Annotated in this window: 25 protein-coding genes and 1 tRNA gene; 5 read left to right on the forward strand and 21 right to left on the reverse strand. The window is 42.5% G+C overall.

Going from position 1 to position 26,979, the window contains the following annotated elements:
• From B4K11_RS02300 to B4K11_RS02320, 5 genes are all read right to left on the reverse strand, one after another.
• Positions 1–348, reverse strand: coding sequence for a copper resistance CopC family protein (locus B4K11_RS02300; RefSeq protein WP_292957364.1), 348 nt, complete (start codon positions 346–348; stop codon positions 1–3).
• A 136-nt stretch (positions 349–484) separates the two neighbouring features.
• The gene (locus B4K11_RS02305; protein WP_292957361.1) at positions 485–778 is read right to left on the reverse strand and encodes a hypothetical protein; all 294 of its coding nucleotides are present in this window, start codon (positions 776–778) and stop codon (positions 485–487) included.
• Positions 779–1,332: 554 nt separating this feature from the next.
• A tRNA-Val gene (locus tag B4K11_RS02310) sits at positions 1,333–1,409 on the reverse strand.
• Between the two features lie 123 nt (positions 1,410–1,532).
• Positions 1,533–2,189 (reverse strand): response regulator, encoded by a 657-nt coding sequence (locus B4K11_RS02315; RefSeq protein WP_292957358.1) that lies wholly within the window; start codon positions 2,187–2,189, stop codon positions 1,533–1,535.
• 15 nt (positions 2,190–2,204) lie between these two features.
• Positions 2,205–3,560: a cache domain-containing protein gene (locus B4K11_RS02320; RefSeq protein ID WP_292957355.1), complete on the reverse strand. Its 1,356-nt coding sequence runs from the start codon at positions 3,558–3,560 to the stop codon at positions 2,205–2,207.
• 79 nt (positions 3,561–3,639) lie between these two features.
• Here B4K11_RS02320 and B4K11_RS02325 point away from each other — a divergent pair, with 79 nt between their 5' ends.
• On the forward strand, positions 3,640–4,569 hold the full coding sequence (locus B4K11_RS02325) for a DUF4922 domain-containing protein (RefSeq protein WP_292959211.1): 930 nt from the start codon (positions 3,640–3,642) through the stop codon (positions 4,567–4,569).
• Between the two features lie 140 nt (positions 4,570–4,709).
• Here B4K11_RS02325 and B4K11_RS02330 read toward each other — a convergent pair whose 3' ends face one another.
• The 11 genes from B4K11_RS02330 to B4K11_RS02380 form a co-directional block, all read right to left on the reverse strand.
• A complete protein-coding gene (locus tag B4K11_RS02330) occupies positions 4,710–6,548 on the reverse strand; it encodes a type II secretion system protein GspD (protein ID WP_292957349.1) in 1,839 nt (612 codons plus the stop codon).
• A 20-nt stretch (positions 6,549–6,568) separates the two neighbouring features.
• The gene (locus tag B4K11_RS02335; protein ID WP_292957346.1) at positions 6,569–6,976 is read right to left on the reverse strand and encodes a hypothetical protein; all 408 of its coding nucleotides are present in this window, start codon (positions 6,974–6,976) and stop codon (positions 6,569–6,571) included.
• 6 nt (positions 6,977–6,982) lie between these two features.
• Positions 6,983–8,197: a type II secretion system F family protein gene (locus B4K11_RS02340; protein WP_292957343.1), complete on the reverse strand. Its 1,215-nt coding sequence runs from the start codon at positions 8,195–8,197 to the stop codon at positions 6,983–6,985.
• Entirely contained in the window at positions 8,194–9,822 is a 1,629-nt protein-coding gene (locus tag B4K11_RS02345) for a GspE/PulE family protein (protein WP_292957340.1), read from the reverse strand. Before B4K11_RS02345 ends, B4K11_RS02340 begins: the two co-directional genes overlap by 4 nt.
• 4 nt (positions 9,823–9,826) lie before the next feature.
• Entirely contained in the window at positions 9,827–10,930 is a 1,104-nt protein-coding gene (locus B4K11_RS02350; protein ID WP_292957338.1) for a type IV pilus twitching motility protein PilT, read from the reverse strand.
• Positions 10,931–10,941: 11 nt separating this feature from the next.
• Positions 10,942–11,577, reverse strand: coding sequence for a hypothetical protein (locus B4K11_RS02355; protein ID WP_292957336.1), 636 nt, complete (start codon positions 11,575–11,577; stop codon positions 10,942–10,944).
• Entirely contained in the window at positions 11,577–13,331 is a 1,755-nt protein-coding gene (locus B4K11_RS02360) for a hypothetical protein (RefSeq protein ID WP_292957334.1), read from the reverse strand. Before B4K11_RS02360 ends, B4K11_RS02355 begins: the two co-directional genes overlap by 1 nt.
• On the reverse strand, positions 13,331–14,353 hold the full coding sequence (locus B4K11_RS02365; protein WP_292957332.1) for a type II secretion system protein: 1,023 nt from the start codon (positions 14,351–14,353) through the stop codon (positions 13,331–13,333). The genes B4K11_RS02360 and B4K11_RS02365 overlap by 1 nt, the downstream gene beginning before the upstream one ends.
• A complete protein-coding gene (locus tag B4K11_RS02370; protein WP_292957330.1) occupies positions 14,341–15,216 on the reverse strand; it encodes a prepilin-type N-terminal cleavage/methylation domain-containing protein in 876 nt (291 codons plus the stop codon). Before B4K11_RS02370 ends, B4K11_RS02365 begins: the two co-directional genes overlap by 13 nt.
• Before the next feature lie 213 nt (positions 15,217–15,429).
• Positions 15,430–16,533: a type II secretion system protein gene (locus B4K11_RS02375; protein WP_292957328.1), complete on the reverse strand. Its 1,104-nt coding sequence runs from the start codon at positions 16,531–16,533 to the stop codon at positions 15,430–15,432.
• A 126-nt stretch (positions 16,534–16,659) separates the two neighbouring features.
• A complete protein-coding gene (locus B4K11_RS02380) occupies positions 16,660–16,839 on the reverse strand; it encodes a hypothetical protein (RefSeq protein WP_292957326.1) in 180 nt (59 codons plus the stop codon).
• Between the two features lie 464 nt (positions 16,840–17,303).
• Between B4K11_RS02380 and B4K11_RS02385 the strand changes: the two genes are divergently transcribed.
• A complete protein-coding gene (locus tag B4K11_RS02385; protein ID WP_292957324.1) occupies positions 17,304–18,632 on the forward strand; it encodes a sensor histidine kinase in 1,329 nt (442 codons plus the stop codon).
• Complete coding sequence (locus B4K11_RS02390; protein WP_292957322.1) at positions 18,629–19,285, forward strand: response regulator; 657 nt, start codon at positions 18,629–18,631, stop codon at positions 19,283–19,285. The genes B4K11_RS02385 and B4K11_RS02390 overlap by 4 nt, the downstream gene beginning before the upstream one ends.
• A 157-nt stretch (positions 19,286–19,442) precedes the next feature.
• Here B4K11_RS02390 and B4K11_RS02395 read toward each other — a convergent pair whose 3' ends face one another.
• From B4K11_RS02395 to B4K11_RS02405, 3 genes are all read right to left on the reverse strand, one after another.
• Positions 19,443–20,849, reverse strand: coding sequence for a diguanylate cyclase (locus B4K11_RS02395; RefSeq protein ID WP_292957320.1), 1,407 nt, complete (start codon positions 20,847–20,849; stop codon positions 19,443–19,445).
• Between the two features lie 9 nt (positions 20,850–20,858).
• A complete protein-coding gene (locus B4K11_RS02400; protein ID WP_292957318.1) occupies positions 20,859–21,242 on the reverse strand; it encodes a YbaN family protein in 384 nt (127 codons plus the stop codon).
• Between the two features lie 177 nt (positions 21,243–21,419).
• Positions 21,420–24,059, reverse strand: a complete 2,640-nt coding sequence (locus tag B4K11_RS02405) for a nitrate reductase (protein WP_292957316.1) — start codon at positions 24,057–24,059, stop codon at positions 21,420–21,422.
• A gap of 345 nt (positions 24,060–24,404) precedes the next feature.
• On the opposite strand from B4K11_RS02405, the gene B4K11_RS02410 reads away from it, so the two are divergent.
• A complete protein-coding gene (locus B4K11_RS02410; RefSeq protein ID WP_292957314.1) occupies positions 24,405–25,010 on the forward strand; it encodes an ANTAR domain-containing response regulator in 606 nt (201 codons plus the stop codon).
• A 13-nt stretch (positions 25,011–25,023) separates the two neighbouring features.
• Positions 25,024–26,052 (forward strand): CmpA/NrtA family ABC transporter substrate-binding protein, encoded by a 1,029-nt coding sequence (locus B4K11_RS02415; RefSeq protein WP_292957312.1) that lies wholly within the window; start codon positions 25,024–25,026, stop codon positions 26,050–26,052.
• Between the two features lie 85 nt (positions 26,053–26,137).
• Here B4K11_RS02415 and B4K11_RS02420 read toward each other — a convergent pair whose 3' ends face one another.
• Positions 26,138–26,392 carry a transporter substrate-binding domain-containing protein gene (locus B4K11_RS02420; protein ID WP_292957310.1) on the reverse strand — a complete coding sequence of 85 codons (255 nt, stop codon included), beginning with the start codon at positions 26,390–26,392 and terminating at the stop codon, positions 26,138–26,140.
• 256 nt (positions 26,393–26,648) lie between these two features.
• Complete coding sequence (locus B4K11_RS18575) at positions 26,649–26,822, reverse strand: transporter substrate-binding domain-containing protein (RefSeq protein ID WP_414689262.1); 174 nt, start codon at positions 26,820–26,822, stop codon at positions 26,649–26,651.
• Between the last annotated feature and the right edge of the window lie 157 nt (positions 26,823–26,979).

A 26,979-nucleotide genomic window follows, 5' to 3' on the forward strand; every position in this document is an offset into this window, starting at 1 on the left:
TTAGTGCTGCATGAAAACGAACGACCCTTTCATCATATGACCGTCACCACCCATGGCTTTCCAATGCACTTTATATGTATCTGATTTCAAATTCGGTACCATCGCTTTAAATGAAGTCCCTGCTTCTTTAGAGCGTTTAAAATCAATTGATACTGGCTTGCCACCAGAATCAACAACCTTGAGACTGACCAATTTCATTGGTTTGGCAAAATTAACTTCAACTCTATCGGTAGGCTCCATCATCATGGCTCCGTCTTGTGGATAGCTACCGTTCATCATACCGTGAGCAAACAACGACGAAGATACTGTGAGTGCAGCAATGGCTAGCAACATTTTGAAATTTTTCATATTAATTTACCTTTATATTTCAGATGATTTAGTTTTAGGAAGCGATTGTCGTTTCCTCAGTTACTGCAAACATGGAAAAGGACAGCATAAATAACTCTATACCAACAGAGTTTTTCATTCTCCGTCCATAGGTTTTCTAATCACATTTTATGAAATCTGTATAGATGGCAAGAGCCTTGGTAGATAGCTTCTGAAAACTTTCTTCAATGGCTTCCTCAGAATACTCTTCAAATACAGTTGGATCGTAGGTAGTGACTTTTTCATCAATAACAACGTACTGAGTGCTACCCAGTGTTTTACCTGTAAGCTCACCTGTTAATATCAACTTTTTTATCGTTTTTACAGTTGGGGCTGACCCTTCAGCAAAAAACGTTTCTCTAAACTGAGAGATTTTCATCAATTTAGGTTCTTGATTATCGTTGTTAGTCATTTGTTCCGTACTACTACTCCCCCTTAAATAAAGAAGAAAATAATAGCATCGTCTTTAAGCAAAAAACGCAAAAAAAAAAAAAGAATAACTAAACTAACAATCGGATACCGATTTCAGATATTAGGAAAAGGATTACTAGAACTAAAACAGCTCCAACGCATAAAGCTATTAAATATGTAGGTAACAGTCCAAGCCCAAATTGACTCTGCACAAAAGGACCTAATTCAACAAAAACAGCACATATCAATGCAGGTATAAAAATAATCGAGGATAAATAGTCCACAGCTTTCGCAAAAGCGGTGTTCATGGCATCCATGTCTTACATTCCCTTCTGACATGAACTGCAAATAGTAGCAATCTAGAGAGTACATCAGAAAGTAAATCTAAGAGATGTTGATGTCGACACACTTTTTCGGTAATTTATGAGGATAATCAGGGCTGTAAGTGTGTAACAAAAACAAGGTGAAATCGGGTAAAATCGGTCGTTTTTAACCCTAAAACATGTATTTCAAGCGCACCAAGTTAGCAACCCCTAACCCCGCAGGCCGCGTGGTTGGTAGGACTAGGCAGATTCGAACTGCCGACCTCTACCATGTCAAGGTAGCGCTCTAACCAACTGAGCTATAGTCCTAGAGTGGTTGTTTCACTGTGGAAGCAACGCTGGCTATTATACTCAGCCGCTTAGCGGCTTCAAGCCTTAGTTTATATTTCTTCTGTGAATTTAAGTAATTAGTGTGCTTAGAGAAAAAACCACTTAATCCACTAACTGATTTTCTATCGCGTAACGAGTCAAACCTGCTGCGGTATGTATATCCAGTTTACTCTTTATATTTTGACGATGGGTTTCAACAGTCCTTACAGAGATATCTAAAGTACGGGCTATCTCTTTATTGCTGTTGCCTTCAGCGACAAGCTTTAAGACATCCTTTTCACGTCCTGTCAGAGCTTCTTGAACAACATTAGGTGTGCCAGCCCGTTCTTGATCAAACTGGCTAAAGAGGGATTGCGAAGCACCGGAACTGAAATAGGTGCCGCCACCGTATACGGTTTCGATTGCGGAGATGAGCTCTGTAGATGAGACATCTTTTAAGACATAGCCCGCCGCGCCGCATTTGATGAGTTTAAGAATATATTCTCGGTCATCATGCATGCTTAGGATTAAGACTTTGACATCTGGCTGTTCAGCGTGGAATCGTTCTGATGCCTCAAACCCATTCATCACGGGCATTGAGATATCCATTAAGACCACATCGGGCTTAAGTTCAGCAGCGAGTTCTAATGCCTGCTTTCCATCATTCGCCATACCTACAATCTCTAGGGAGGGTTCGCCTTCTAGACGGGCACTTATTCCATCTAAAACAAGAGGGTGGTCATCCACCAGCAATACCCGAATCTCTTTATCTTTAAGCATTGTGTCTATCTACTCCTAGAGAATTGCAAACCCAGCTTTGAGTCGTGTGCCTGAACCTACCCGACTTTTTAAACTAAAGCGACCACTTAAAAGTTCTGTACGCTCACGCATATTTAACAGGCCTATACCTGAATCATCTTTATCAGGGGTGAAACCTTTGCCATCATCAGAGACCTCGATCCAAATATAGCCTTCACGTGACCATATAGTTAAGCCGACATGCCCTGCCTCTGCATGCTTTTCTATATTCATGAGAGCTTCCTGCGCTATACGATACAGAGAGATCTCTATATCGTCAGGCAAACGTTGCTCGGGAAGCTCTAAAAGAACGTTCATCTCAATTGAGGTTCGCTCAGAAAAGTCATTGGTCATACTGTGTAAAGCAGATTCAAGGCCTAAATCATCTAGTTGGATCGGTCTTAAATCATGGGAGATGCGCCGAACTTCTTGGATCGCCATATTCAGAACATCACAGCCTTTATTAATATCATTGACAGCTGAATCATCTTTTTTAACTAACTTATCGCGTGCTAACTCTAGCCTAAATTTCACCGATACCATCAATTGATTGATACCGTCATGCAACTCTCGAGCAAAATTTCTGCGTTGACTCACCTGAAACTGAACATAGCGATGCGCTAATTCCCGTAAGCGTTCATCCGCTAATTGGGATGCATGCATGTTAATAGCAACCCCCACCAATGCAATGACAATAACGGTTCCAGATAAGATAACGACAACAGTGAAAAAGGTATTTCGGATATTGCGGGTTACTTTTAAGCGTATATCCGCTACTTCTTTGGCTATATCATCAATGTATAGTCCAGTCCCCATCATCCAGTTAAATTTTGGAACATTGACGACAAAACTTAATTTTTCCTCAAGATCACCCTTAGAAGGTTTACGCCACAGATAGCGATAAAAACCTCCGCCCTTTTCTGCAAGGTCAATAAGATCACGGATTACATATTTACCGTTGGTATCTTGTAAGTCGATTAAGTTTTGCCCAACTAATTCTGGCTGAATGGGATGAACTAAGTTTGTTCCTTCACGATCATATAGAAAGAAGTAACCATCATCGCCATAAGTTAAGCCTTGCAGAATGCGCTTAACTTCAGCTTCAGCTTCCTTGTCACCCGGCTCGGCTTTATCCACAATATAAGCTATCGAGTTCATTGCCAGAGCAACATAATGTTGTAACTCTTGGTGTTTAGAGTTCAACAGGTTCTCTTCGAAGGTATTGATCTCTTGCTCAGACAAAATACGAGCTTGGCTTAAGCTGATCATAGTGATCGCGACCGTTACCAAGATCAGCGGCAAGATTGAAAGAAGTAATATTTTAGCTTTTAATGAAGCATTGACTCGTTTCATATTTTTATAATTTTTCGCATATAGAGATAATAACTTGTGCCTGATTAGTCAGGATATAGAGCTATAAAGCATCAGTATAATGCACTCTACAGGAGAAAACCTTATGCTATCAGAGCTCTGGGATAAAGCCGCTAAAGTCACCCAAGCGGCTTACGAATCAAAAGCACTTCTTAGTTACCAAGCTTCAGTGGAGACTGTTACAGAAGCAGGGCTTACTTTCTACATTAGAACGCTTGAAAACCTCGGTGAAAAACAGTCCCCCACCTTTACTAAAACGGATCAAAACAGTTTAGAAGCAAGCGTTAAAAGAAATCCCTTTCTAGAGCATGATTCAGAACTTTTTGTGACTAATATTGGCCCCAATCATAAATGCCTTTTAAATAAATATAATGTGTTAGATCAGCACTTACTGCTTGTTACCCAACAGTTTGAGTTGCAGATTTCAGTGCTGCATCAACAGGACTTTAATGCGCTTCATGAATGCTTATCCGCGGCCCCTGCCCTCGCGTTTTATAACGGCGGAAAAACCGCTGGAGCCAGCCAACAGCATAAACATATTCAGCTGATTAAAGCGCCCGACTCTATAAATCAGCTCGTAGGACTTAATCCGCAACTAGAGATGCTAAACGATGAAGTACCACGTGAATTAGAGACACTGCCTTTTAAACATGCGGCCCTCGCCTTGCCTGCTGGCCTATTTGACCCAAACAAAAGTGAAGATGAAGCTAAAGACGCCGCTATACAACTCAAGCATTTATATGATCGTTTAAGAATGACTTTAGGGTTAGATTGTTTTACTGATTCTGAGCATTCAGAACAACTACCTGCCTATAACTTACTCTTAACTCAGAAATGGATGTTAGTTGTTCCACGTTCATCAGAAAGTTATGCTGGCATATCACTTAATGCTTTGGCTTTTAGCGGTTCTATTCTGGTAAAAAATAAGGATCAGGCTGAAGAGGTTAAAAAAGCTGGGATTAGTAAAATATTACAGAGCGTTAGTTTATAAGCTAACTCTCTGTAATATGATGATCAGTGAAATAAGCGTTTATACAAGGCGCTATTTACCTTCAAGATCTGCCTTCTAGATCTGTCTTCAAAACCGGTCTTCTAGATCGATCTTCTAAATCGCCTTTCTAAATCTGTACGTTAGCCTGCACCGTTCATCACCGCGCCATTAGACTTAAACCAATCTTGAGCAGCATTTTCTTGCTCAGACTGTATAGGCTTAGGCGCAGCTACGGGCTGAGCTCTTTTTACTGGCTGAGCTCTTTGTATTTGCAGCTCTGGCGATTGTTGAAGTTGAGCCTCGGTTTTCAAATTAGGCGCCGTATCCGACACAGAAATAGGCACTAATGGCTCAGTTTTCGGTTTAAAAAAACGCGGTTCAGCAGGTTTAGGATCAGGGAAGCCCTGATTCATCTGTTGGTAGAAGCGATTATCTTGTCGTTCTAAACGTACACTGCTCTTTGGCGTATTCAAAATACGCGGCGTAATCAACAATACCATCTCCGTTTCTTCTTCACTTTCAATTGTACTGGTAAACGCCTTACCCAAAACAGGTACATCACCCAACAAAGGCACTTTACGCTCATTCTTAGACACGGATGTACGGATCAAACCACCCACTGCTACGGTAAGATTATTCTGAGCGGCAACAATTCCACGTAAACGCGATGTATTGACTGTATCTATTGCAAGGTTAACAACGTTACCCGATCCATCTGACACTGGAACAGTTCCCCCACCTGGATTCAACGTTGAGCTCTCTTGTTCTAGATCTAACAAAACAGAGCCATCACTGTTAATACGAGGCGTAATTCTTAAAGAGATACCGATCTCCCGCAGCTCAGTATCTGTTTCAACATAAGCAGGTGAAATTACAATGCCATCTTCAATGGTCGCCGGATTAAAGGTAAAACCACGGGTCATGATACTTTCTTCACCAATAAACAGATCGGCTTGACGGTGATTAGAGGCAAGAACCATCGGATTCGATAGAATTTTTAGGCGCTTATTTTCCTCTAGAAACTCAATATTAGCGCGCAGGCTGTCATTTAAAAATTCATAGATAAATGAACCCGAATTAAACAGAGCATTGTTTCCCAAAGATATTGGCTGAGTTGACTTATTATTACCTGAAGGCATCAGTTCAAAATTAAAAATCGAGTTAAAGTCATCACCTAAGGTAATGCTTAAGATTTTCATCTCTAACATTACCTGCGGCACCGGTATATCCATCTTTTTCACAAGACTGCCAATCGATGAAAGTACCTTATCATCATCAGTTCGCGCGATGATCATATTGTGTTCATTGTTAACCGTAATATAGATAGGCTGCGCTTTAAGGGTTACAGCCTGCAAACTGTTGGGAGCTAACGAAACTCCATTATTAGAAGCTTGGCGAGTTAACTGCTCGACCTGCGCCAATGAGAGCTGCGGCGCGTTATTTACTGCCGTACTTCGGTTATTACTGCTAGAAGAACTATTTCGAGAACGACTATCTCTGGAGTTACTACTTGATCTATTTGATGAAGAGGAATTGGAGGCTCCTGCTTCAATCCCTAATGACAGCTCAACCCGGTCACCATAAAGGTCCTCTATCGCCTGAGCGATAATCTTCACATTCGCATTACGCAGACGGAACACTTCTATACGCTGACTTTCCCGTACCACTAAATCACGGGTATATTCCTCACGCGCCATAATTCGGTATGTATTTGTATCTTCATCGTAGCGATACCAAAGATCACTGATACGACAGATTGATTTGATCGCATCAATCTCTGTGACATTTTTAAGATGGATTGTTATGCGTTTATTAATGGCCGTAGGCGTAGCAATAATATTGGAATTAGACAGTTCCGAAAGGGTGCGCACGACATCGGCTAAACGAGTATCTGAAAATTCAATCTCAGATATTTTGACCGCTGCAAAAGAGAGATTCGCCCACAAGATAATGAAAACACTCAGGATTAACTTCATCATTTTTCTACTTAACAACCTCATTATCTCAGCACCTTCATCTGCCCTAATCGGCCTGCTTCAACCGTAATACTTAATCTAGATATATTGGTAATTCGAATCGCATGACGCGGATTTGAGGGATCAATATTAATTTCATCACCCACCGTCACCATATGCACGCGCTTACCTGAAATTTGAATCAGCGCCATTGGGGGTAAACCTTCCCCTCTATCCACATAACCTTTAAACAGCAGTTCAGGGACCTCAATATCTTCTGCGGTTCGTCTAAAACCTTTACCAAAATTACTGATAAGCTCATTTATCCCCTGAGACTCCCCTCGCTTTTGCAACGTTTGAGGTTCACTAAAAGGATCACGCATAACAAGAACATCCGCTGCAAAAGCAGAATTTATAGATAACAGTGCGATTAATAGATAAATCCGTTTCATAAGTAATTAACCTGATACCGCAAACATTGATTTAAAGAAGCCAAAATAGACGTAACCTACGACGCCCCCAATCAACAACATTGATATAGGTTCCATCGCCCCTGCTAAGGCCTTTGTGATAGAGCGCACACGTTCTTCATAAAACTTGCCAGCATCCTTCATCACCTGGACCATATTACCAGTGCGCTCACCAACTAAAGTCATCTCTTGAATGAGCCCTTCAATATGGGGCTTACGAAAGCTACTGCCCATATCGCCGCCCTGAAGAATATCTTCCGCTGCACGAGAGATATCCCGAGCGATCATTTGATTATTAATCAGTGAGCTGACAATTTTTAATGATTGAACAACTGAGATCCCACTCTGCAACATACTGCTTAAACCCCAAGTAATCTGCGACATAGAGTTTGCAGAGATCATCGTTCCAATCAACGGGGTTTTTAAAAGAAAGAGATCGATCCACAAACGCCCTTTAGGGTTTTTATAAATAACCGTTATGGCAACGGATAACGTCACTAGCAGTAATACAATCAACCACCAAGAATGCTGAAGAAAATGAGAGATGCCCATCATCTGAAGCATTTCTGGCGGTGGGGTTCGTCCCGTTTTTTCAAAGAAGGCTGCAAACTTAGGTATCACTGTAGTCATCAGGAAGATGAAGATACCGATCGTCATCAACAGAACTACAGCCGGATAAGTCATCGCACTAATAAGCTGGGATTTGGTTTCTGCCTGACGCTCCATGAAATCGGCTATGCGTACTAAGGCAGGTTCTAGCTCACCACTGGCTTCTGCACTGCGAATCATATGCAGCGCCAAAGGCGAAAAAATAGCTTCGTATTTTTCCAGCGCTTGTGAAAATGAGCGGCCCGCACTGATCTGATCACTCAAGTCATCAATGATCATGCGCATGCGGCCCTTCTGAATCCCTCTGAGTATATTCAACCCTTCTGTTACCGAAAGCCCCGAGCGAATCATTAGAGCAAACTGACGAAAGAAGAATATTTTTTGAGAGTTTTTAACCGGAAAAATAGCGGCAAGCTGCTCAAGGGCATCACCACTTAACTTTCCTTTATCAGCCGTAGATGCACTTTCTCGGATATCCGTAATGTAGATACCCTTCTTCTGCAGTTTAGCGATCGCAGCATCATGATCGACAGCTGACACACTACCACTGCTTACTTCACCTGCCGTCGTCATTCCGTTGTAGGAGAACTTCATACATCATCCTCCACTAACTGATTAGCTAAACCTAGATGACGTAGCTCTTCCAAACTGGTTAACCCTTGCAACACCTTTGCACGACCATCACTAACAAGGCTTATATAATGCTGTGCGTTTTTACGTATCTGCTGTTCATCCCCACCTTTCGTAATTAGCTCACGAAGGAAATCATCGATCCAAAGGGTTTCAAAAAATGCGATACGCCCCTTAAAGCCAGTACCATCACATAATGAACAACCCTGTGGATGATATAAGGAGATCGACTGATCCATATCTAAACCGAGTGCACTTAGCTCTGAATAATCAGCTGGCATCTCTAACTTACAATGCGGACAAAGCTTGCGAGCTAAGCGCTGGGCCACAATGCCTTGTAGACTCGAAGCGATCATAAAAGGCTCTAGACCTATATTTTTAAGGCGCGTAATACTCGCAATTGCAGAGTTAGTATGTAGAGTCGATAACACCATATGACCGGTGTTAGCCGCCTTAAGAGCGATCTCTGCGGTTTCTGCATCTCGAATCTCGCCGACCATAATGACATCGGGATCATGACGTAAAAAGCTACGTAATGCAGATGCAAAATTAACTTTCGCGTTCATCTGTACCTGCGAAACACCTTCAACCACCATCTCGACCGGGTCTTCTGCGGTCAATATATTGGTGCTTTCAGATTTCAGTTGTGAAAGTGCGGCATAGAGAGTGGTGGACTTACCGCTACCCGTCGGCCCTGTGATCAACACAATACCGTGGGGCTGCGCGATCACTCGTCCAAACTGATCTAAAGTTTCATCCGACATCCCCAACTGTTTTAAAGTAAACAGCTGATTGTCAGTGCCTAATAATCGAAGCGTAACCCTTTCACCATGTTTAGTAGGGGCTGTAGCGACACGCATTTCAAACTCAATATTGTAAGGCGTCACATGGTCCGCACCACCATCTTGCGGCATACGTGTTTCCGCTATATCAAGATTGGACATCACTTTAATACGGCTAACTAAAGAGCTTCCTTCCGAAAGCGAGAAGCGTTTACCAAACTGCTGTAAGCGACCATCCACACGTAGGCGGATCAGGTAATGATCCACTTGAGGCTCAATGTGAATATCTGAAGCACGATGCATATAAGCTTGATTTAAAAGCTGTTCGAAGGATTTAACCGCATCAAATCCGGTCTCAGGGGTATGTAGGTCTAGATCGATACGCAGACAGCTTTCAAACGTATCTGGATCGACAACACATAATATAACCTCTGTTTTGAATAAACGGGCTAACTGTTTATCTAATGTGGGGTTCTCAGGTGAATCGGTCACTACATGCACTTGTTCGTTACTTTCGCCTTTAATATCGATAGGTAAAATACGAAACTGATGAACAAAGCTTTGAGGAATAAGCGTCATCTGCTTATGATTAATCCAAAACTTGGACGCACGTAGATAGAGCAAACCCCGTTGAGTCGCATAAGCATGATAAAAACTACTGGGAGGGAGGCGCTGCTGATAACAAAGTGTTGTTACAAGGTCCAACTGTAAGCGACGAGTATTTAAGCGCGCCTCAGCTTGCTGCTGCTCTGTAATTAAGCCCTGATTAACGGCGGCTTCTAACAACCACTTTTCCCGGATACTCATAGCACTACCTGTTTAAAACCCTGAGCGCATTTTCAAATTGCTCTTTTCTAGTGGTCAGTTGAAGTGCCTTATCACGGGTAATTAACTTATCTTTTACGCGTTGAGCCAATGCAAACTCTAAGGTTTGATTGCCCTGAGCACGCCCAGTCTCCATCACCGAGCGGATCTGCGATGAACTGTGTTCGCGAATAAGGTTTGATACCGCACTGTTGACCATTACAATTTCATTGATAGGTACACGCCCCACATCATCGACAGTTCGCACTAAGGTCTGTGTCACTACCGCACGTAAACTCATAGATAACTGCTGGCGTACCGTATTCTGTAAATCCCCTGGGAACATGCCAATTAATCGATCAATAACACCGACTGCATCATTAGTATGCAGCGTTGCAAATACAAGATGCCCCGTTTCAGCGGCGGTAATCGCTGCATGCATGGTTTCAAGATCACGCATCTCGCCGAGTAGCATCACATCCGGATCTTCTCGCATTGCGCTTCTTATCGCATCTGCAAACGTAAGTACGTCATCCCCTACTTCACGCTGATGTACAACGGCTCGATTGTTAGTGTGGATAAACTCGATTGGATCTTCGATCGTCAAAATATGACAGGCGCGGGTTTCATTGATCTTGTTAATAATGCTTGCCAGTGTGGTCGATTTACCACTCCCGGTTGTACCCGTCACAAGCACAAGCCCATCCTTCAAATCCACAATCGATTCCAATTGCGATGGCAAACGTAACTGCTCAAAGGTTGCAAAAGAGTTATGTAAAGAACGAATAGCAAAAGCTAAACAGCCTCGTTCGAAATAGAAATTCAACCTAAAGCGGTCACCGTTCTTATTGCTATAACCTAAATCAAAACTGCGCTGACTCATTAAGTGTTGGTACTGATCGGCGGATAATACGGCCTCTGCCATGCAAGCGAGTGACTCTTTATTTAGGCTGGATAAGACTGTCTGCTCGATCAGTTCGCCATGAATACGTAGGACCGGAGATACACCGGCAGAACAATGTAGGTCGGATGCATTCTGCGTCAACATAAGCGCCAATAAGGCTTCGAATTCAGCTTTGTATTCTTCTATGTTCAATGCTTTATCCATCATTTCGTTATCTATCACAGCGCCAGTGTCAGTTGAACTTCTAACACTCGCCCCCCACCAATCGCTGTACGGTTAGTGCCATTTACTTGCATTTTTATAGGCACAACCGAGTATTCCAATTTAGTCAGTTGCTGAATAAACCCATGAAGCGCACTGTATCCACCTTGTAGATGAAGATCGTAAAGCGGACGATTTAAAGAGGTTGAAGGGGCAGACGTTTTATTTTTAGAGATAAAGTCAATCAGGTTAACTTCACTCTGTATTTTGGAGAGCAGCTGCAAGTTATTCTTTTCAGCCTGGTGATTAATTTGACCTAGCAACTTTGCCAGCTTGGATTTATCACGTAGATCTACAAACACATGGCCAAAACCAGAGAGCAATGCTTGCTCCTCTTCAACCATTTTCTCGAGTTTCTTTATATCTTTGGAACGGATTTTTTTACCGTTTAATTCTGGTAGTTCAAGGTCTTTGTATCTCTTTTTCTCACGAACAACTTTCTTTTCCATCGACTCCTGTTGATCTTCAAGAATAAGCACCTGTTTCTGCAGATCAGCGCCACGGGTAAAGATATACCCACCAAGAATGAGGGCCGCAACCAACACGCAGAGTAATATTTTTTCTCGGGTATTCATGTCAGCAAACGCAGTCATTATTTGCCCCCCTCATGCTTTAACAAAAACTCAAAAGCATAAACACCATTTTGCATAAGGGCGGCATCACCTGCACGATTTCCACTAAAACTGCTTGGGCTTTTATCAATATACATATGTAGCGATTCTAAGCTGATCGATAGAACCTGGTTAAAATCATCAATACTGGCTTGGTCTACCGCTCGACCCGTCAAAGAGAACTCATACCAACGGTTCTCCTTTATGGTTTCTAAAACCACCCCCTCATTGATACTTTCAGACAGCACAGGGAGCAGACGTGACATAAATGCCTGACGCTTAACAATCACCTGTTCAACCAACTGTTTTTCTGATTGCAAGCTGGTTAACTGTTTCTCTTTTTCAGTGAACACTTCAATGTTTTGCTTCGCCTCACCATACTCTTCACGCTGCTCCTTCTTAGACTCTTTATAACGAGCAAGCTGCTGCTCTTCTGCAATCAACGTCTCTTTTAAGGACTCCAGTTTCCAATAATAATACCCCTCATAGCCGGCAATGATTAATGGAATAACCATGGCCGCCATCGCGGCTTTAAAACCTTGGCTACGGTAGATAGGGTCTGGTGGTGGCATACCAGCCAAAGGAGATATAGAAAGAGGAGAAGCACCGAGAAAGTGCTGAGCCACACCTAGCTCACACAGCAACCCTTCGCGCCCCGTAGGTATATTAAGCGCTATTTTCTCTACGAGAGATTCAGGCGTTAGTTGGAAAATATCTTCAAGTAACGCAATTTGATCCCCATGGTTCTGATCAATATCCGCTGCAACCCAACGTTCTACTTCCACAAAAGAGTCACTGCCCATAATCTCTGCCACGGCAGAAATATCCAATCTATGAGCTGAACATTTCACCATTGCAACATCGCGTACTCGGCCCTTGCTAACCACCGCACAAAAAACATAAGCCTGATGGAACTCAGTCAATAAAACGGTTTCTTCTATGCCATTCAGCAATGCAACAGTCGAACCGGCAAAAGGATACACCTGCCTTAAATTAAGGTTAGGAATACCCGAACTGCCACTCAGTTTTTTAACCGCATTTAACCACTGCTGATACTGTGCAATGGGCATAGAGCTACATAGATACTGAATGCCGCTATCTTCCGGATCTATAAACTCATCATCAACGGGGGAGCTTAAAGCTTGAGGACGCCACTGCGTTAACAAACGCTGATCAGATAGCTGAAGCTTTTGCTGAATCTGTAAGCATTCAGCAATCTGCTCTTGGGAAGCCATTCCCTCGCGAATAGCCACTTCGCCAAAACGCATAGGACTGCGACCACCCGATTGTGCGGTCAAACGTTTCTCTTCAGCTACCAACTGTACCAGTTCATCCCGCTGTTCAAAGCTAATATAACCGCGCCCCATGAGCAGCCAGCCCAGATCCCAATTGGGGGATTGTAACGCCACAATCCCTTCCATCTCCCAACGGAGCATCTCTAGCAGATTATCATTGTCGGTAGACTCGAAACTTTCAGAAACACTGACTAAACCGGGGATCGCACTGATATGTAACAGCAAAACGTTATTAGGAATATTTTTTCCCAATACATTTTTAAGTTGTTCAAAAACATCACTTAACGCTGCAACAGGATCTACTTTGGCAGATGAAACGGAGACAGTTACCTTAAGCTGATCTCGACTGCCATTAACCACCGTAGCACGCAGATCAAAGCCATTGGTTTTAAGAACAAGAATCCCCTTGCCCGCTGTTTTTTTATTCAGGAAAGACAACATCAATTAACCTCAAATTGCAGCGCGGGCTGCGTAGAACGGGGAATGACAAGTAAACGATCGTAGGTTGTAACATTGTTGGAACTATCAATCACAAAGACAGCGTGTTGCCCTGCAGGAATATAAACGCTTCCAGGGCTTCCCACACTGGCACCATCTTTCTGCCATTGAGAGGTAGTGAACGAAAGAGAGTTTTCTGTTGCAGTATCCAATACAGGAAAATAATAAGTAGTCCAGCGGTCTTCATCATCAGCCACTGCTTTATTCTGAAAAACAGCCACCGCAACAATTTGAGTTTCACCGGTATTATTGGTCAGCTGAATATCAATCTGATTAAGCGGAACTCGCCAATCTAAAGCGGCAATAGCACCAGATACGGGCACATCATAAGGCGCAGGGTGCGCGCCATCATCGCCTTTATAATTGAATGAGTACTCGTCAGCGGCATTACTAACCTCAAAACCCAGTCCCCAGCTATCTAAAAATTCACCACTACTGTCTAAGCCATCACTTAAATAACTCCCGCGATAGCCCTTCAACTGTTGATGGCTAGCTAACACAATAGGAGAACCGCCACTAACTTTTACGTGGGGCGTTTTCATTCCCCAAGATTCCCAATCATTGGAGCTATCAATATTCCAAGCCCCATCCTTTTTAATCAAAGGAAACAGCTCTGAAGCATCCTGCGTTGCGGTTCCACTTGCCGGAGGTAACACACCGTTGTCCACCACAAAACCCGATAAAATAGGTTGATTTCGGTAGATATTCTGTTGAAGAACAGCACGCTCTATCAGCGTCATTTTATCCAGCGTTTCATTATAACGAAACTGATTATCTTGGTTATCGATAAAGACCAACGGAGTGCTCGCGACAAGACCGATAATCAGCATCACGAGTACTAACTCAAGCAGAGTGAAGCCCTTTTGCTTCTGATAAAAAGAACGAGAATACAAGGAATGTCCTACGCGTGAAGAGGGCTTAGGGCTTGAAACTGAATTTGAAGAGCTGTGCATTAACGAAGACATAAAACGATATCATCCCCGCTGCTGCTACATAAAAGATCCTGATGACAAAAATCGGGATCGGAATCATCGATCTCAGTGTAATCGCAGTCATTAGGCTCGTAGATGCCATTACTACCCAAACTAACTAAGCGAGCAGCGCCCGGCACAATCGATGAATCCTGCAAATTTTCTAAATCAATTGCCAGATAAGGACGACCAAAACGTGTCAAAAGAGTGCTGTCATCATCCTTAGTTTTACGCCATTCAAATAGGCAGTCTGCGGTATTACAACCATCAGTACTTCGATTAACGCCATCATCCACGGGGTAGTGATAAAAGGGATCGGCTATAGCAACAACAGATTCAATGACGTCCCCACCGGCGGCAATAAGGTTCGGTTCTCCATGAATAGAACTATCGTCTTCACTGCGACCATTCACAGTGAGATCATCGCCAATATCAACGTAAAGGTATTTGTGCCCACTCAGATAAGGCCCACGCCAACCACGACGGTAATCCATATTCCAATCAGCAGCCGAAGCTGGTTTGGTAAAAAGGAAAGAGAGATCGGCTGGGGTGGTACGTGTAGGTATTGTGTCATTATCAGCATAGTAAGCTTCGATGGCTTCACCTAATTGCTGCATCTGGAAGCGTGCGGCTTGTTCACTGGCATCAGAACCCACATCACGGAATGAGGTGACGACTCCACCTGCGACCACTAATAACAGCGCCGCGACAACAATCATCTCTAATAGAGTAAAACCACCCTGATAGCGAAAAACTGCTTTCCTGAAAGCGGCGTCCCTGACACTTTTAGGAAAACAGTCTGTATTAAGCTGTACACTTCTTTTTAAGAAAGCATTGTGTTTATTCGCTAAAGACATAGATAGCCGTATTTTTATTGTTTTTATAATAATTTAATCAATCCTGACCGCTTTCCTTAAATGATTAACCTATAAAGTCAGTCATCAACTACGGCCGTTTTAAACCATTAAAATCCTTTTAATTGAGCTTTTTCCTTATTCTTTACTTACAACGTATTTCTTCAAATCAATAAAAAAGGCAGGGGAACCCCCTGCCTTAATTAATCGAAAGAATTACTCTTCTTCGTTACCTTTTGCTTCAGCGATTTCGTCGTCGTATGCATCACCGCCGCCATCAAGTACAGCTAGTACACGCACACCATCATCAGAATCCCAGTTAGCTGGATCAGTACAATCTGTACCACTTACACTACCTGTACCATCTTCTTCAATACCGCCTTCACATTCACCTACAACTACAGCTAGAGTGAAATGACCATACTTATCTGGACCCACGTTACCGTCAGATGGAGCACGTCCAATAATCTCATTTGTTAGCGATGAATCTGGGCCAATACCAAAAACAGCTACGATATCGTCATCGTCAGCACCAATCTCCTCAGGCTCAGTATGGAAAGCGATCGGTACAGATTCAGCCGCTAACGTTGTAGTTAAATCTACAGCAGCACCCGCGCCATATTCCCACTCATCGCCTTCAAATACAGGATCACGGAATACTAAGTTTGGCTTCGTTACATCAACCAATGCGACATCATTCACTGCTGTACCAGCATCATCATTTAGAATCAGATCACCTGCCACATCATTACACAATGTAAGCGTTGTATAACGTAAGCTAGTTAAACCGGCATCCTGCAGCGTCCCAAACACTTCAGTTGTCTGTAAGATTGGCTCAACAGTTAGCGCACTATGCTTATCTTCGGTCAAACCACCATGAATACGTGCAACGTTCGATGTATTTACACCATTACCTAGTAAAATTGCAGCCGCAGCAGCAGTAGAGAGATCGTCAGTATCAAGTGTCAACTCCCCATTCACTGAAGTATCAAAACCACCAACACAAATCATTGACTCAAGCTCTTCCGGCAATGTTCTTTTCTCAGTCGTTTCAAAAACTTTTAAGCCACTTTCAAGCGTAGCCATTGTATGTACAGCTGTTGCCTGAGCAGCACCTTCTTCTTTTCCATCAAGAGACGCAATAACGGAACCTGCGATAATTGCTAGGATCGCAACTACAACCAACAACTCAAGCAGTGTAAAACCGCCCTGTTTAGACTGTAGTTTCTCGCCTTTAGCGCGTAGCTCTGTGTCTTTAACTTGAGACAGATCGGCCTTCATGAACTTCGCAATGCTTTCTTTCATCTTACTTGTCATCATTTTCAATTCTCAGCATATGTACCGCATCTGACCCGAACAGACTTTTGGATTTTTTTATTCTTATTTTTTAAAGACGCAAACTCGCTTTGCACTCTTAACTTTTAGTTGTTTCTTAGATGTAAACTTTTAAACATCTACGACAAAACGATACTGTTTGCCGCAATGTAAAATCACTTCTTTCTGTTGGCGTTTTAGGATTTTTGTTTCAATCCTTATTTCGCCAAAGCCGTCATGAGTTAAGACATCATCAAATAACTCGAGCAGTTTTTGTTTCGCTGATTCAGCGTTTTTATTCTCAACCTTCATCAGCGCAGCTCCAACTTAATTTTGATAATCTAAACAATCCCTTTCTTAACGAGTATCTTTCCTTGATACCATGACGTTTAAAACGTGCTTGCAACATTACAGTTTCATAACTCGCTAACGAATGAGCTGTTAGCAGTAACTGAATGTGGACTTTAGTAGGGAGCCTTTCCCGAACTTCCCGAGCGCATTTCCCACTTCACAATTTCTCTTATTGCTAGACACCTAAGCTCGCCATCCTAGCTAACTTAGGGCCTGCAAGGGGGTGGGTGGCACTCGCTGAAAACATCCTAGCCGAGTTTATTTGGCGAGTGTTATAGGAAAATTTCCTTTTCTTTTGGGTTTTAGGTCTAACCTCTCTATTCAGGCACCGCCTTAAAAAACACTTCGTTCTGGCATAATTTCTGCTGAGGGTATGTTTAAACCGATTTGATTTTTAATCTGCTTTATATCGAACAGGCCCTATTGTGAGTTTACGAAACCAGATTCATATCCGTATTTTTACTGCTGTCATAATCAGTCTTATTACTGGTAGCGCCATTGCGATCTGGGATGCGAAACAATCCGTTAAAGAGGAGGTAACCTCCTCTTTTAAACTGGTTAAAGCAATGCTTGAATTCACTACAGCTCTACAGCAACAACCTTTCGAACAGAATGAGAAACTATGGATAAGCTACATCTCAAGTATGCAAGCAGTTCGGCATATAAAGATTGAAATGAGTGATTTAGAAGATATTTCAACGAATATTTTACACAGTAAAATTAAAGACGACCGGTCAAATAACGAATCAGCCCCCCTTTGGTTTACTGAGATTATGACGAGCGATCTGCCTATGCTCAGGCGCCAGATTACGCCACCTGGACATGCACCCAGCATGATTGTTATGGCAGACCCCAGTGATGAAATTGTTGAGGCATGGCAGGAGCTTCTTACTCTGTTCTGGTCAATTGTTGCCATCCTGAGTGTGTTACTCATCACGATCAACTCAATAAGCAACACAATCATACAAGCTGTTCAAGAAATATTAACCGGGCTAAAAAAAATCTCCTGCAGTAACTTTTCTTCATCACTGCCAGACAGCACGATCAATGAGTTCGATATTATAGCCAAGGGGATTAATGAACTTTCTTACGAACTAAAAACTGCACAACGCAATAACCGAGAATTAACCTACCACAGTTTAAATATTCAAGAACGTGAACGGAAAAGTATTGCCCAAGAACTACATGATGAAATGGGGCAATCACTTACCGCTATAAAAGCGATGGCTGTTGCAATAAAGCAACAGACTGTGTCATCACCTGTCGCACCTGAGACAATTATCAAGACTTGCGATCACCTTACCGGAATAATTCGTTCAAGAATGAGAGCCCTTCATCCACTAAGTCTGGCTGAATTAGGCTTAGGGGACACCTTAAAAAATCTAGTCAATGAATGGTCGATCGCTCATAACGCTATAAAAATCGACCTCCATTATGAAAACCCTCTCAACAATATCAATAATGAGGTGGGGATTCATATCTACCGTATTATTCAAGAGTGCCTTAACAATGTAGCCAAGCATTCCGATGCATCGAAGGTTAACGTCTCTCTTCAGAGTAACGCTCAACAGATAACCCTCTCCGTCATTGATAACGGTAAAGGACTTACAAACTCTCCTACGGAACAAGGCTTCGGCTTACGAGGTATAAGGGAACGCGCTGAAAGCCAAGGAGGGACATTTGCGATTCAATCTTCTCCGGGAGAAGGCGTCGCCATTTATACCAATCTACCTATATATGGAAAACCGCAATGAAATCTACAATTAATATTCTACTGGTTGACGATCACGAGGTCGTTCGATTGGGCTTTCAAATGCTGCTCTCTTCCTACCCTCAAATTGGTGAGATAAGCACCTCTTGCTGCGGTGAGGAAGCACTAACTCATTGCAGAATGTACCAACCAGACGTGGTTGTAATGGATCTATCAATGCCAGGAATAGGTGGTCTAGAAGCGATACGAAGAATATTACGTAGTTCACCAGACACTATAATTCTTGTTTATAGCATCCATGAAGCAGCCATTTATGAACAGCGTTCTATTCAAGCAGGTGCAAGAGGGTACATTAACAAAAACAGAGCCGCCGAGGTTCTCGCAGAAGCTATATTTACAGTCAGCCAAGGGGAGATGTATTCTGAACTACCATCAGCGGATACACACAACAGCCTAAAGCCCGCCTCAAGCGAAACAGACCCGATTGAGCAGAAAATTGAATCTCTTTCACCCCGTGAATTTGATGTTTTCTGCCTACTAGCAAAAGGGATGAATACCCGGGAAATTTCTGAAAACCTTTGCTTAGGCTACAAAACCATCGCTAATTACAGTTCACAGATTAAAAATAAGTTGAACGCCAATACATTGGTCGATCTAACGTATATTGCGATGAACTCAGGTCTAATCAAACTGTAAAAACAGAGCCAGCTATAGGTAAGCCATAGGTAAGGGTAAGGGTAAGGGTAAGGGTAAGGGTAAGGCGATAGAGTTCACTTAACGCCTTCTGAGAAAGTATGAGGCAGGTAAGGATTATATGGATAGATAGTGCGTCAATAACGACAGCACTGCCATATTAGGCCACTTTCACTAGATTACGCCCTGCACTTTTAGCTTCATATAAAAGTTTATCCGCACGGCTAAGCAGCACATTAGGCGAATCCCCCATATGATATTCTGCAACGCCAAAGCTAATAGTCACTTTAACTTGCTCAGGAAATACATAATCTTCAACCAATACTCTTAGCTTTTCAGCTAATAAAGCCGCTCCCCCTGCATCAAGCTCGGGGCTCACAATCATAAACTCTTCACCGCCCCAACGTCCTAACACATCGGGCTCACGCAAGTTATTATCCACTAAACGACTCATTTGTATGAGTACTCGGTCGCCTACTTGATGACCTTTGGTGTCATTAATCTGTTTGAATAAATCAATATCAAATATCATCACACTAAAAGAGCCGCCATATCTATCTGCTCGTGCTATCTCTGATTTAATTACTTCATCTGTTTTAAGGCGGTTATAAAGACCTGTTAGGTGGTCGGTCTGACTTAAGCGCTCTAACTGAACATTCTTCTCACTGAGTATTTCATTAAACCGACGCACACTTCGAAGGCGCATAAAGAAAGCAAATAGACTCACGGCGAAAAAAGCCAGAATTAACCAGAGCAACGTAAAATCAATTTTGTTTTCGACCGTTACGCTATACCAGCGCTGTAACATTTCATTGGCACGGGCGGCGGGTAATTCATCTACAGCTTTAGAAAAAATGCTTAATAAGACGGGATCATCATTACGGATACCGACACGTAAAATACTTTTATACTCAGTAAATCCTGCTACTTTTACGTTTTGCGTAGCTAACAGTTGGATGTCCCGAAGCAAGGTTATTTGCGTACCAATAGAAGCATAAGCGCGCCCCGTTGAAACCAGCTTGATCGATTCTTGCTGGTTAGATGTGTAGATAACATGAATGCCGGGATAGTCTCTTTTAATCAGTTCCTCATAGATATAGCTTTTTGGCATCGCTAAGGTTTTACCTTCCAAAGCAGCCAATCCATCTATAAACAACACATCACTACGACTAATTAATGCAACCGCAGCAGTAACATAAGGCTTGGTAAAGTTGAGGTACTTTGAACGTTCAGGGCTAGAATTGAGCATCGCTACGATATCGCATTCACGCGCTTGCGCCTTAAGAAGAGATTCACTCCAAGTCGATGTTTTTACCAACTCTATTTTTACACCAATCATCTTTGAATATTCAGCCATGTAGTCAGCTGAAAGCCCAACATGCTGGCCACTTTCATCTATCGCTTCAAAAGGCATCCAATCGGGATCAATGCACATCGATATAGATGACTTGTTCGCAAGGTAAGCCTGCTCCTCTTCAGTAAAAGAAATGGCCTGCACCGAGGAGGTTATCCCTACAAATAAGACAAGGATTAGGTAATTAAACCCAACACCGGTGAAAAAACGCATTCCTTCTCCTTACTTCAATACAGGCGTTGACGGACGCGACCAGATATATGTCATTGCGCATAGGATAGTCACTACGACCATCGCTTTTAAACCTAAATGAAAAGTTTTAAAAAACAAAGGATAACTTACCATTAACAACATCATACTTGTCGCAAGTATTTTTGCCTTCAAAGGTATAATACCGTCTGTTTCCCAGTCTCTAATGAGCTGACCAAAGAGCTGATTATTTAACAACGCTTGATGTAAACGTTCAGAACTACGTGAGAAGCAGAATGCAGCCACCAACAAAAAAGGCGTGGTAGGCAAAAGAGGGAGTACGACACCAACAAGTCCAAGCAATACACATAATATGCCTGAAATAAGATAAAGCGTGCGTACAACGGTAGACTTCAAACATGACTCCTAAAGCAGAAAACAGTCACTGATTTGTACAAATAAATATGATTTTATTCAATACCCTACCTATAAGATAGCAGGAAAAAAAAAGGCATCTAGTGATGCCATCAATTTTCTCTACTCTGGAAAGCTCTACATTAAATGCAATGGCTTTTCTCTGGTTTTTAATTCTGCTTAATTTTTTCTGTTCGCAATCAATCCATTCAGTTCAGGAATACATGAACCACAATTGGTTCCACACTTTAACTTTTCACCTAAAGCATCGACTGAACAACAGCCTTCATCAATTGCATCATTAATGGCATTGCTCCCCACTTGATAGCAACTACACACAATCGCACCCGGGTCTTCAATTTCACACCCAGTTACACTTAATAAAAAGCGGCGCTGATCTGGTGAAAGCTCTTGTTCAGCGAACATCTCTTCCAACCAACGGGTTGATGGTATTTGCCCATAAGGCATCACAAAGAAAGCCCAACGTAACTGCTCGCCGTCTAAACCAGCAGCTCTAAAACTTTGTGTGCCTTTATCCTCTAACCAAATATCAACATCGCCTAAATGCTCTTTACACCACTCTAAAGCATTATCTAAACGCGCTGTATCTGCAAGGTGATAGAAATTCACACCCTCTTTCGGTACTTTTGACCAGTACTCAACGGGTAGATTAACTTCCGCACCCGTTTGACACATCAACCAGCCTTCCCACTGAGGCTCAAGGGCTGCGATGCTAACTCGCCCATGTTTCGATTCTGGCTGTCCAGATATAGGGTCTGTGACCGATTCTAATAGCGCTCCCATTTTTCCTTTTGAGCTAAATGCATTATTCCAATGCATCGGTACAAAAAGCTCTCCCGAACGTTGTTCAATATCAACAACTCGGGCACGCCCTATAAACTCACCTTGAGGGTGGCTAAGTTTAACTAATTCTCCATCAACAATATCTTCTTCATTAGCATCAGCCTGACACAGCTCAACAAAAGGTTCATCTCGATGCTGGAATAAACGTGCTGCACGCCCACTGACCGCCATAGTATGCCACTGATCACGAATTCGGCCGGTATTTAACTTGTACGGGTAATCAGATGTCGGCTGTTGTACAGGGACTGTAACCTTGATCGGGATGAATCTGGCCCGCCCCGATGGAGTATAAAAGCGCCCATCGGTAAACATTCTTGCGGTGCCATAAGGAGCGCCTTCAGTCACCGGCCACTGTACCGGTTTTAATTCATCATAAGTGGAGATATCGATATCTTTATACAAGCTAATATCAAAATCACGGCTACCGTTATTTTCATAACCGGAAAGAGCAGCATGCTCTGCAAAGATTTCCGCAGGATGCTGATAATTGAATTGGTCACCGAAGCCCATTCGTTTTGCCACTTCAGATACAATCCACCAATCGTGTTTTGCCTCGCCTGTCGGGGGCAATAATCCCCTTTGACGTGAAATTCTGCGCTCCGCATTGGTTACAGTGCCGTTTTTCTCACTCCAGCCAGTTGCGGGTAAGCCTACATCAGCAAACTGAAGTGTTTCTGTAGTAGACATACAATCGGAAACAACAACAAAGGGACATTTTTCCAGTGCTCTAGCAACCTGATTTGTATTAGGCAAACTCACAGCAGGGTTTGTACCCATAACCCACAATGCTTTTATCTTGCCCTCTTCTATAGCATTAAATAGATCAATGGCTTTTAAGCCATCCGCTGTTGCAATACGAGTCGCATTCCAAAAGCGTGCGACACGATCAATTGATTCTTGGGAAGAGAAGTCCATATGCGCAGCAAGTTGGTTAGCTAACCCACCCACCTCACGACCACCCATAGCATTTGGCTGCCCGGTAATTGAGAAAGGCCCTGCCCCTTCAATACCGATTCGACCGGTTGCTAAATGACAGTTAATAATGGCATTAGAGTTATCTGTACCACTGAAGGACTGGTTGACTCCTTGAGAGTAAAAAGTAACGACCTTTTCAGTTTCAGAAAACAACTTATAGAACTGCTCCAACTTAGACTTATCCACATCACAATGCGTAGCAATCGCCTCAAGGCTTTCAAACTGCTGCAATGCTGAGACTAAAGCTTCATCAAAGCCTTCAGTAAACTGATCAATGTAAGTCTTATTTAGATGTTCCTCTTTAGCCAAATAGCTCAATAAACCAGAAAAAAGTTCACTATCGGTCCCTGGCTTTAACGCTAAATGAAGGTCGGCAAGGTCACAAGTCGCTGTCCGTCTTGGATCAATCACAATGACTTTAAGATCAGGATTTTTCTTTTTAGCAGCCTGCATTCTTTGATAAAGAATAGGATGGTTCCAAGCTGTATTACTGCCGACCAAAACCAAGAGATCTGACTTTTCTAAGTCTTCATAGGAACAAGGCACAGTATCACTGCCAAATGCACGCTTGTATCCAGCTACGGCAGAGGACATACATAATCTAGAGTTTGTATCTACGTTCGCACTGCCGATAAATCCCTTCATCAGTTTATTAGCAACATAGTAATCTTCTGTGAGTAACTGACCTGAAAGATAGAAGGCGACAGAATCAGGACCATGCTCTAAAATAGTGCGTGAAAATTCTTCAGAGACCCTTTCTAGTGCAGAACCCCAATCAGAAGGGTAACCATCAACGACTGGAGAAAGTAACCTTCCATCACTACCAAGCACTTCGCTTAGCGCTGAGCCTTTAACGCATAAACGGCCAAAGTTAGATGGGTGAGACTGATCACCTTTAACGCCAACGACACAATCGTCCTGTATCTCTGCTTTCACTCCACAGCCCACGCCACAGTAGGGACAAGTTGTCATTTTATGCATCAGATTCTCCAAAACTATTCTGCGCAACAGCTGAGGCATACTTACTTAGGGGCTTAGAAATAAAAGGCGCATACCCCCTATTAGCTAATTAGCCAAAGTAAGTACGCGCCATTGCGTCTCTGCTTATGTAAACAAACTCAAAATTCTATATGTTGTATCAATATAGATAGCCTGATGGAGCAAGCAGTGTGCCAGCTTGGGTCATGGGGTGAAAATTTATATCGAGCACCTACTTTCCCCCAAATTAAATGAATCATCTAAGATCCGAAGATAGATACAAATAAGCACTACACTTTATGGAACAGTAATTGCTTTTACTTACCATCCAAAGCCGGAAATGGATTCATGAGTAATTTGAAACGTCTAAATGTACTACTGATCGATGATGAGCCTGAAAGAGTTGCTGCATTGAAAGATGCACTTCATTCGATCGGGCATCATGTTGTCTGTCAACTCCCTAATACCTCTGACCTTAATGACCATGTGAAGGAGAAGCATCCTGATATTGTCATTATCGATATGGACTCTCCTAATCGTGACACATTAGAAAGCATGGCAACGATGAGTAAAAACAACCCGCGCCCCATTGTATTTTTTGCAGAGCAACAGAACGATCGCAAAACTATGTCTGATGCAATTAATGCAGGCGTAAGTGCATACATTGCAGATGGCCTTCAACCCGATAGGGTGAAAGCTATTATGGATACGGCCATCGCCCATTTCGATGCCCATAGCTCTTTGCGAGCTGAATTAGAAAAAACCAAAACTCAGTTAGCTGACCGCAAAGTAATTGAAAAAGCGAAAGGCATGCTTATGAAACATCAGGGCTGTGACGAAAAACAAGCATTTGAAACACTTCGCAAACTAGCAATGGACCGCGGTCAGAAGCTCCCTAACGTTGCACAGAATGTCATTGAAGTTTTGGAATTATCAAACGGTTTAAGTAAGTAAGAGAGAATTAGTTATGTCGGCGACATCTTTACCAGAGAAAACAGAGCTCAAACTAGGATTTGTTGCACTACTAGACTGCGCACCTCTCGTCATTGCTAGAGAGAAAGGTTTTTTTCAAGAACAAGGGTTAAATGTTATTTTATGCAAAGAATCATCATGGGCATCTATCCGCGATAAAGTTAGCTTCGGCCTTTATGATGGTGCTCACATGCTGGCTCCTATGCCTTTAGCCTCCACACTAGGTTTAAATGGTAACAAAACCCCCATGCTAACCGCTTTGGCTCTTAGCCAGAATGGTACAGCCATCACACTGTCTCAAGAGCTTTATTCACAATTATCGCCACAGATTGCAAACTGGTCTAATGACACTGAGATTGGAGGAGTATTCAAGCAGCTTATTCAAGAGAGAGAAGACCCAGCAGTCATTGCAACGGTTTATCCCTACTCGAACCACCATTACCAGCTACGCTACTGGCTCGATAAACACGATATCGATACTGAAAAAGATATTCAATTAGTTGCTGTCCCTCCGACCAAGATGCTCAACAATCTATCGAACGGGAGTATTGATGGATATTGTGTAGGCGAGCCTTGGAATAGCCTCGCAATGATAGATGAAACTGGTCACCTACTCACTACAGGGCATCAAATATGGGGCGCTCATATGGAAAAAGTACTCGGCGTCACACAAGCTTGGGCTGAACAAAACCCAAACACTCATAAAGCACTTGTCACTGCACTCTATGGTGCTTGCCAATGGGCAGAAGACCCTGAAAATGAAACCGAGCTAAACCAACTGCTTTCACTCCCTCCCTATCTAGATCAAGCCGCAGAAAAGCTTGCTCACTACCAAGCGCCAGTAAAGATTGAACAGCACTTTCATGGTGATAACGTAAATACCCCAGACCCTCAACATGGAACCTTTATACTTGAACAGATGGATAAATGCGGTCAGCTACCTGAACAAGCTCTGGATTACGACTCTATAAGCCAAGCAGTATATCGAAATGATCTTTTCAAAGAATGGATTGAAACAGCGTAAGTGGCTTACATTGTTCGATAATCAGTAATTTGAAACCTAGAAGCCTCTGTGAACCAATTGCAGAGGCTTCTAAGCTCATCAGTCTTTATTCTGTGTAACGTCTAATTATTTGATCATAAGTCCCATCTAATTTCATAGCTTCCATCGCCTGATTAACTTTAGACACCAGTTGCGGAGAGACTCTTTTTTTAGAAAAAAGGATATAAGTCGTCCAGTAAAGTACTTCTAACTTAGCGCTATCATAAAGCACCATATCTATTTGATCTTCTAGGCCCTGCTCTTTGATGTAATACAAAACAGGTAATTGATCTCCAATAAACATATCAATACGCTTATTCAAAAGCTGCTTAACACTTTAAGCGGTTGAATCAGAGTGCATTACCGCCAAAAAACGGCCATCATCAATAGTCTGACGAAAAAAGCCATCACCATATAAATAACCACTTCGAATAGAGATCACTTTATCCTGTGTGTCACTGTAATCTGGCGAGACACTAAACGAATGATTTTTTCGTTTGAATAAAACATGGCTCTGTTCAATAAGGACACTATTTACATAACGCCCCCATTGATGTCGTGCCCTATTTTTTCCGGCATTAAAAATTCAGATCACTCTGGCTATGCTCTGTAAGATGCACCGCTCTTTTCCAAGGATAGAACTTAAAATCAACTTGATAAGGCCCTGTACGTGTTAATGCCTCTTTAATCATATCGGCAGCAATACCTTTGAGCCGTTCATTCTCTATGTATTGATAAGGGGGATAATTCAGTGTGCTTGCTTGTAAAACTCGATCAGGCTCCGCTAGCGCCTTTGTAAAAAAGAGCTAAACAAAATAAGAGCGGCTGACCACATTTTCATCATAAGAAATGGAAATCTCTACACTAGGTATTTAAATAGGCATTAATGTAGCTACTACAATGGCTACT

The organism is Neptuniibacter sp. UBA6509 (assembly GCA_002435145.1).
Lineage (GTDB): Bacteria > Pseudomonadota > Gammaproteobacteria > Pseudomonadales > Balneatricaceae > Neptuniibacter.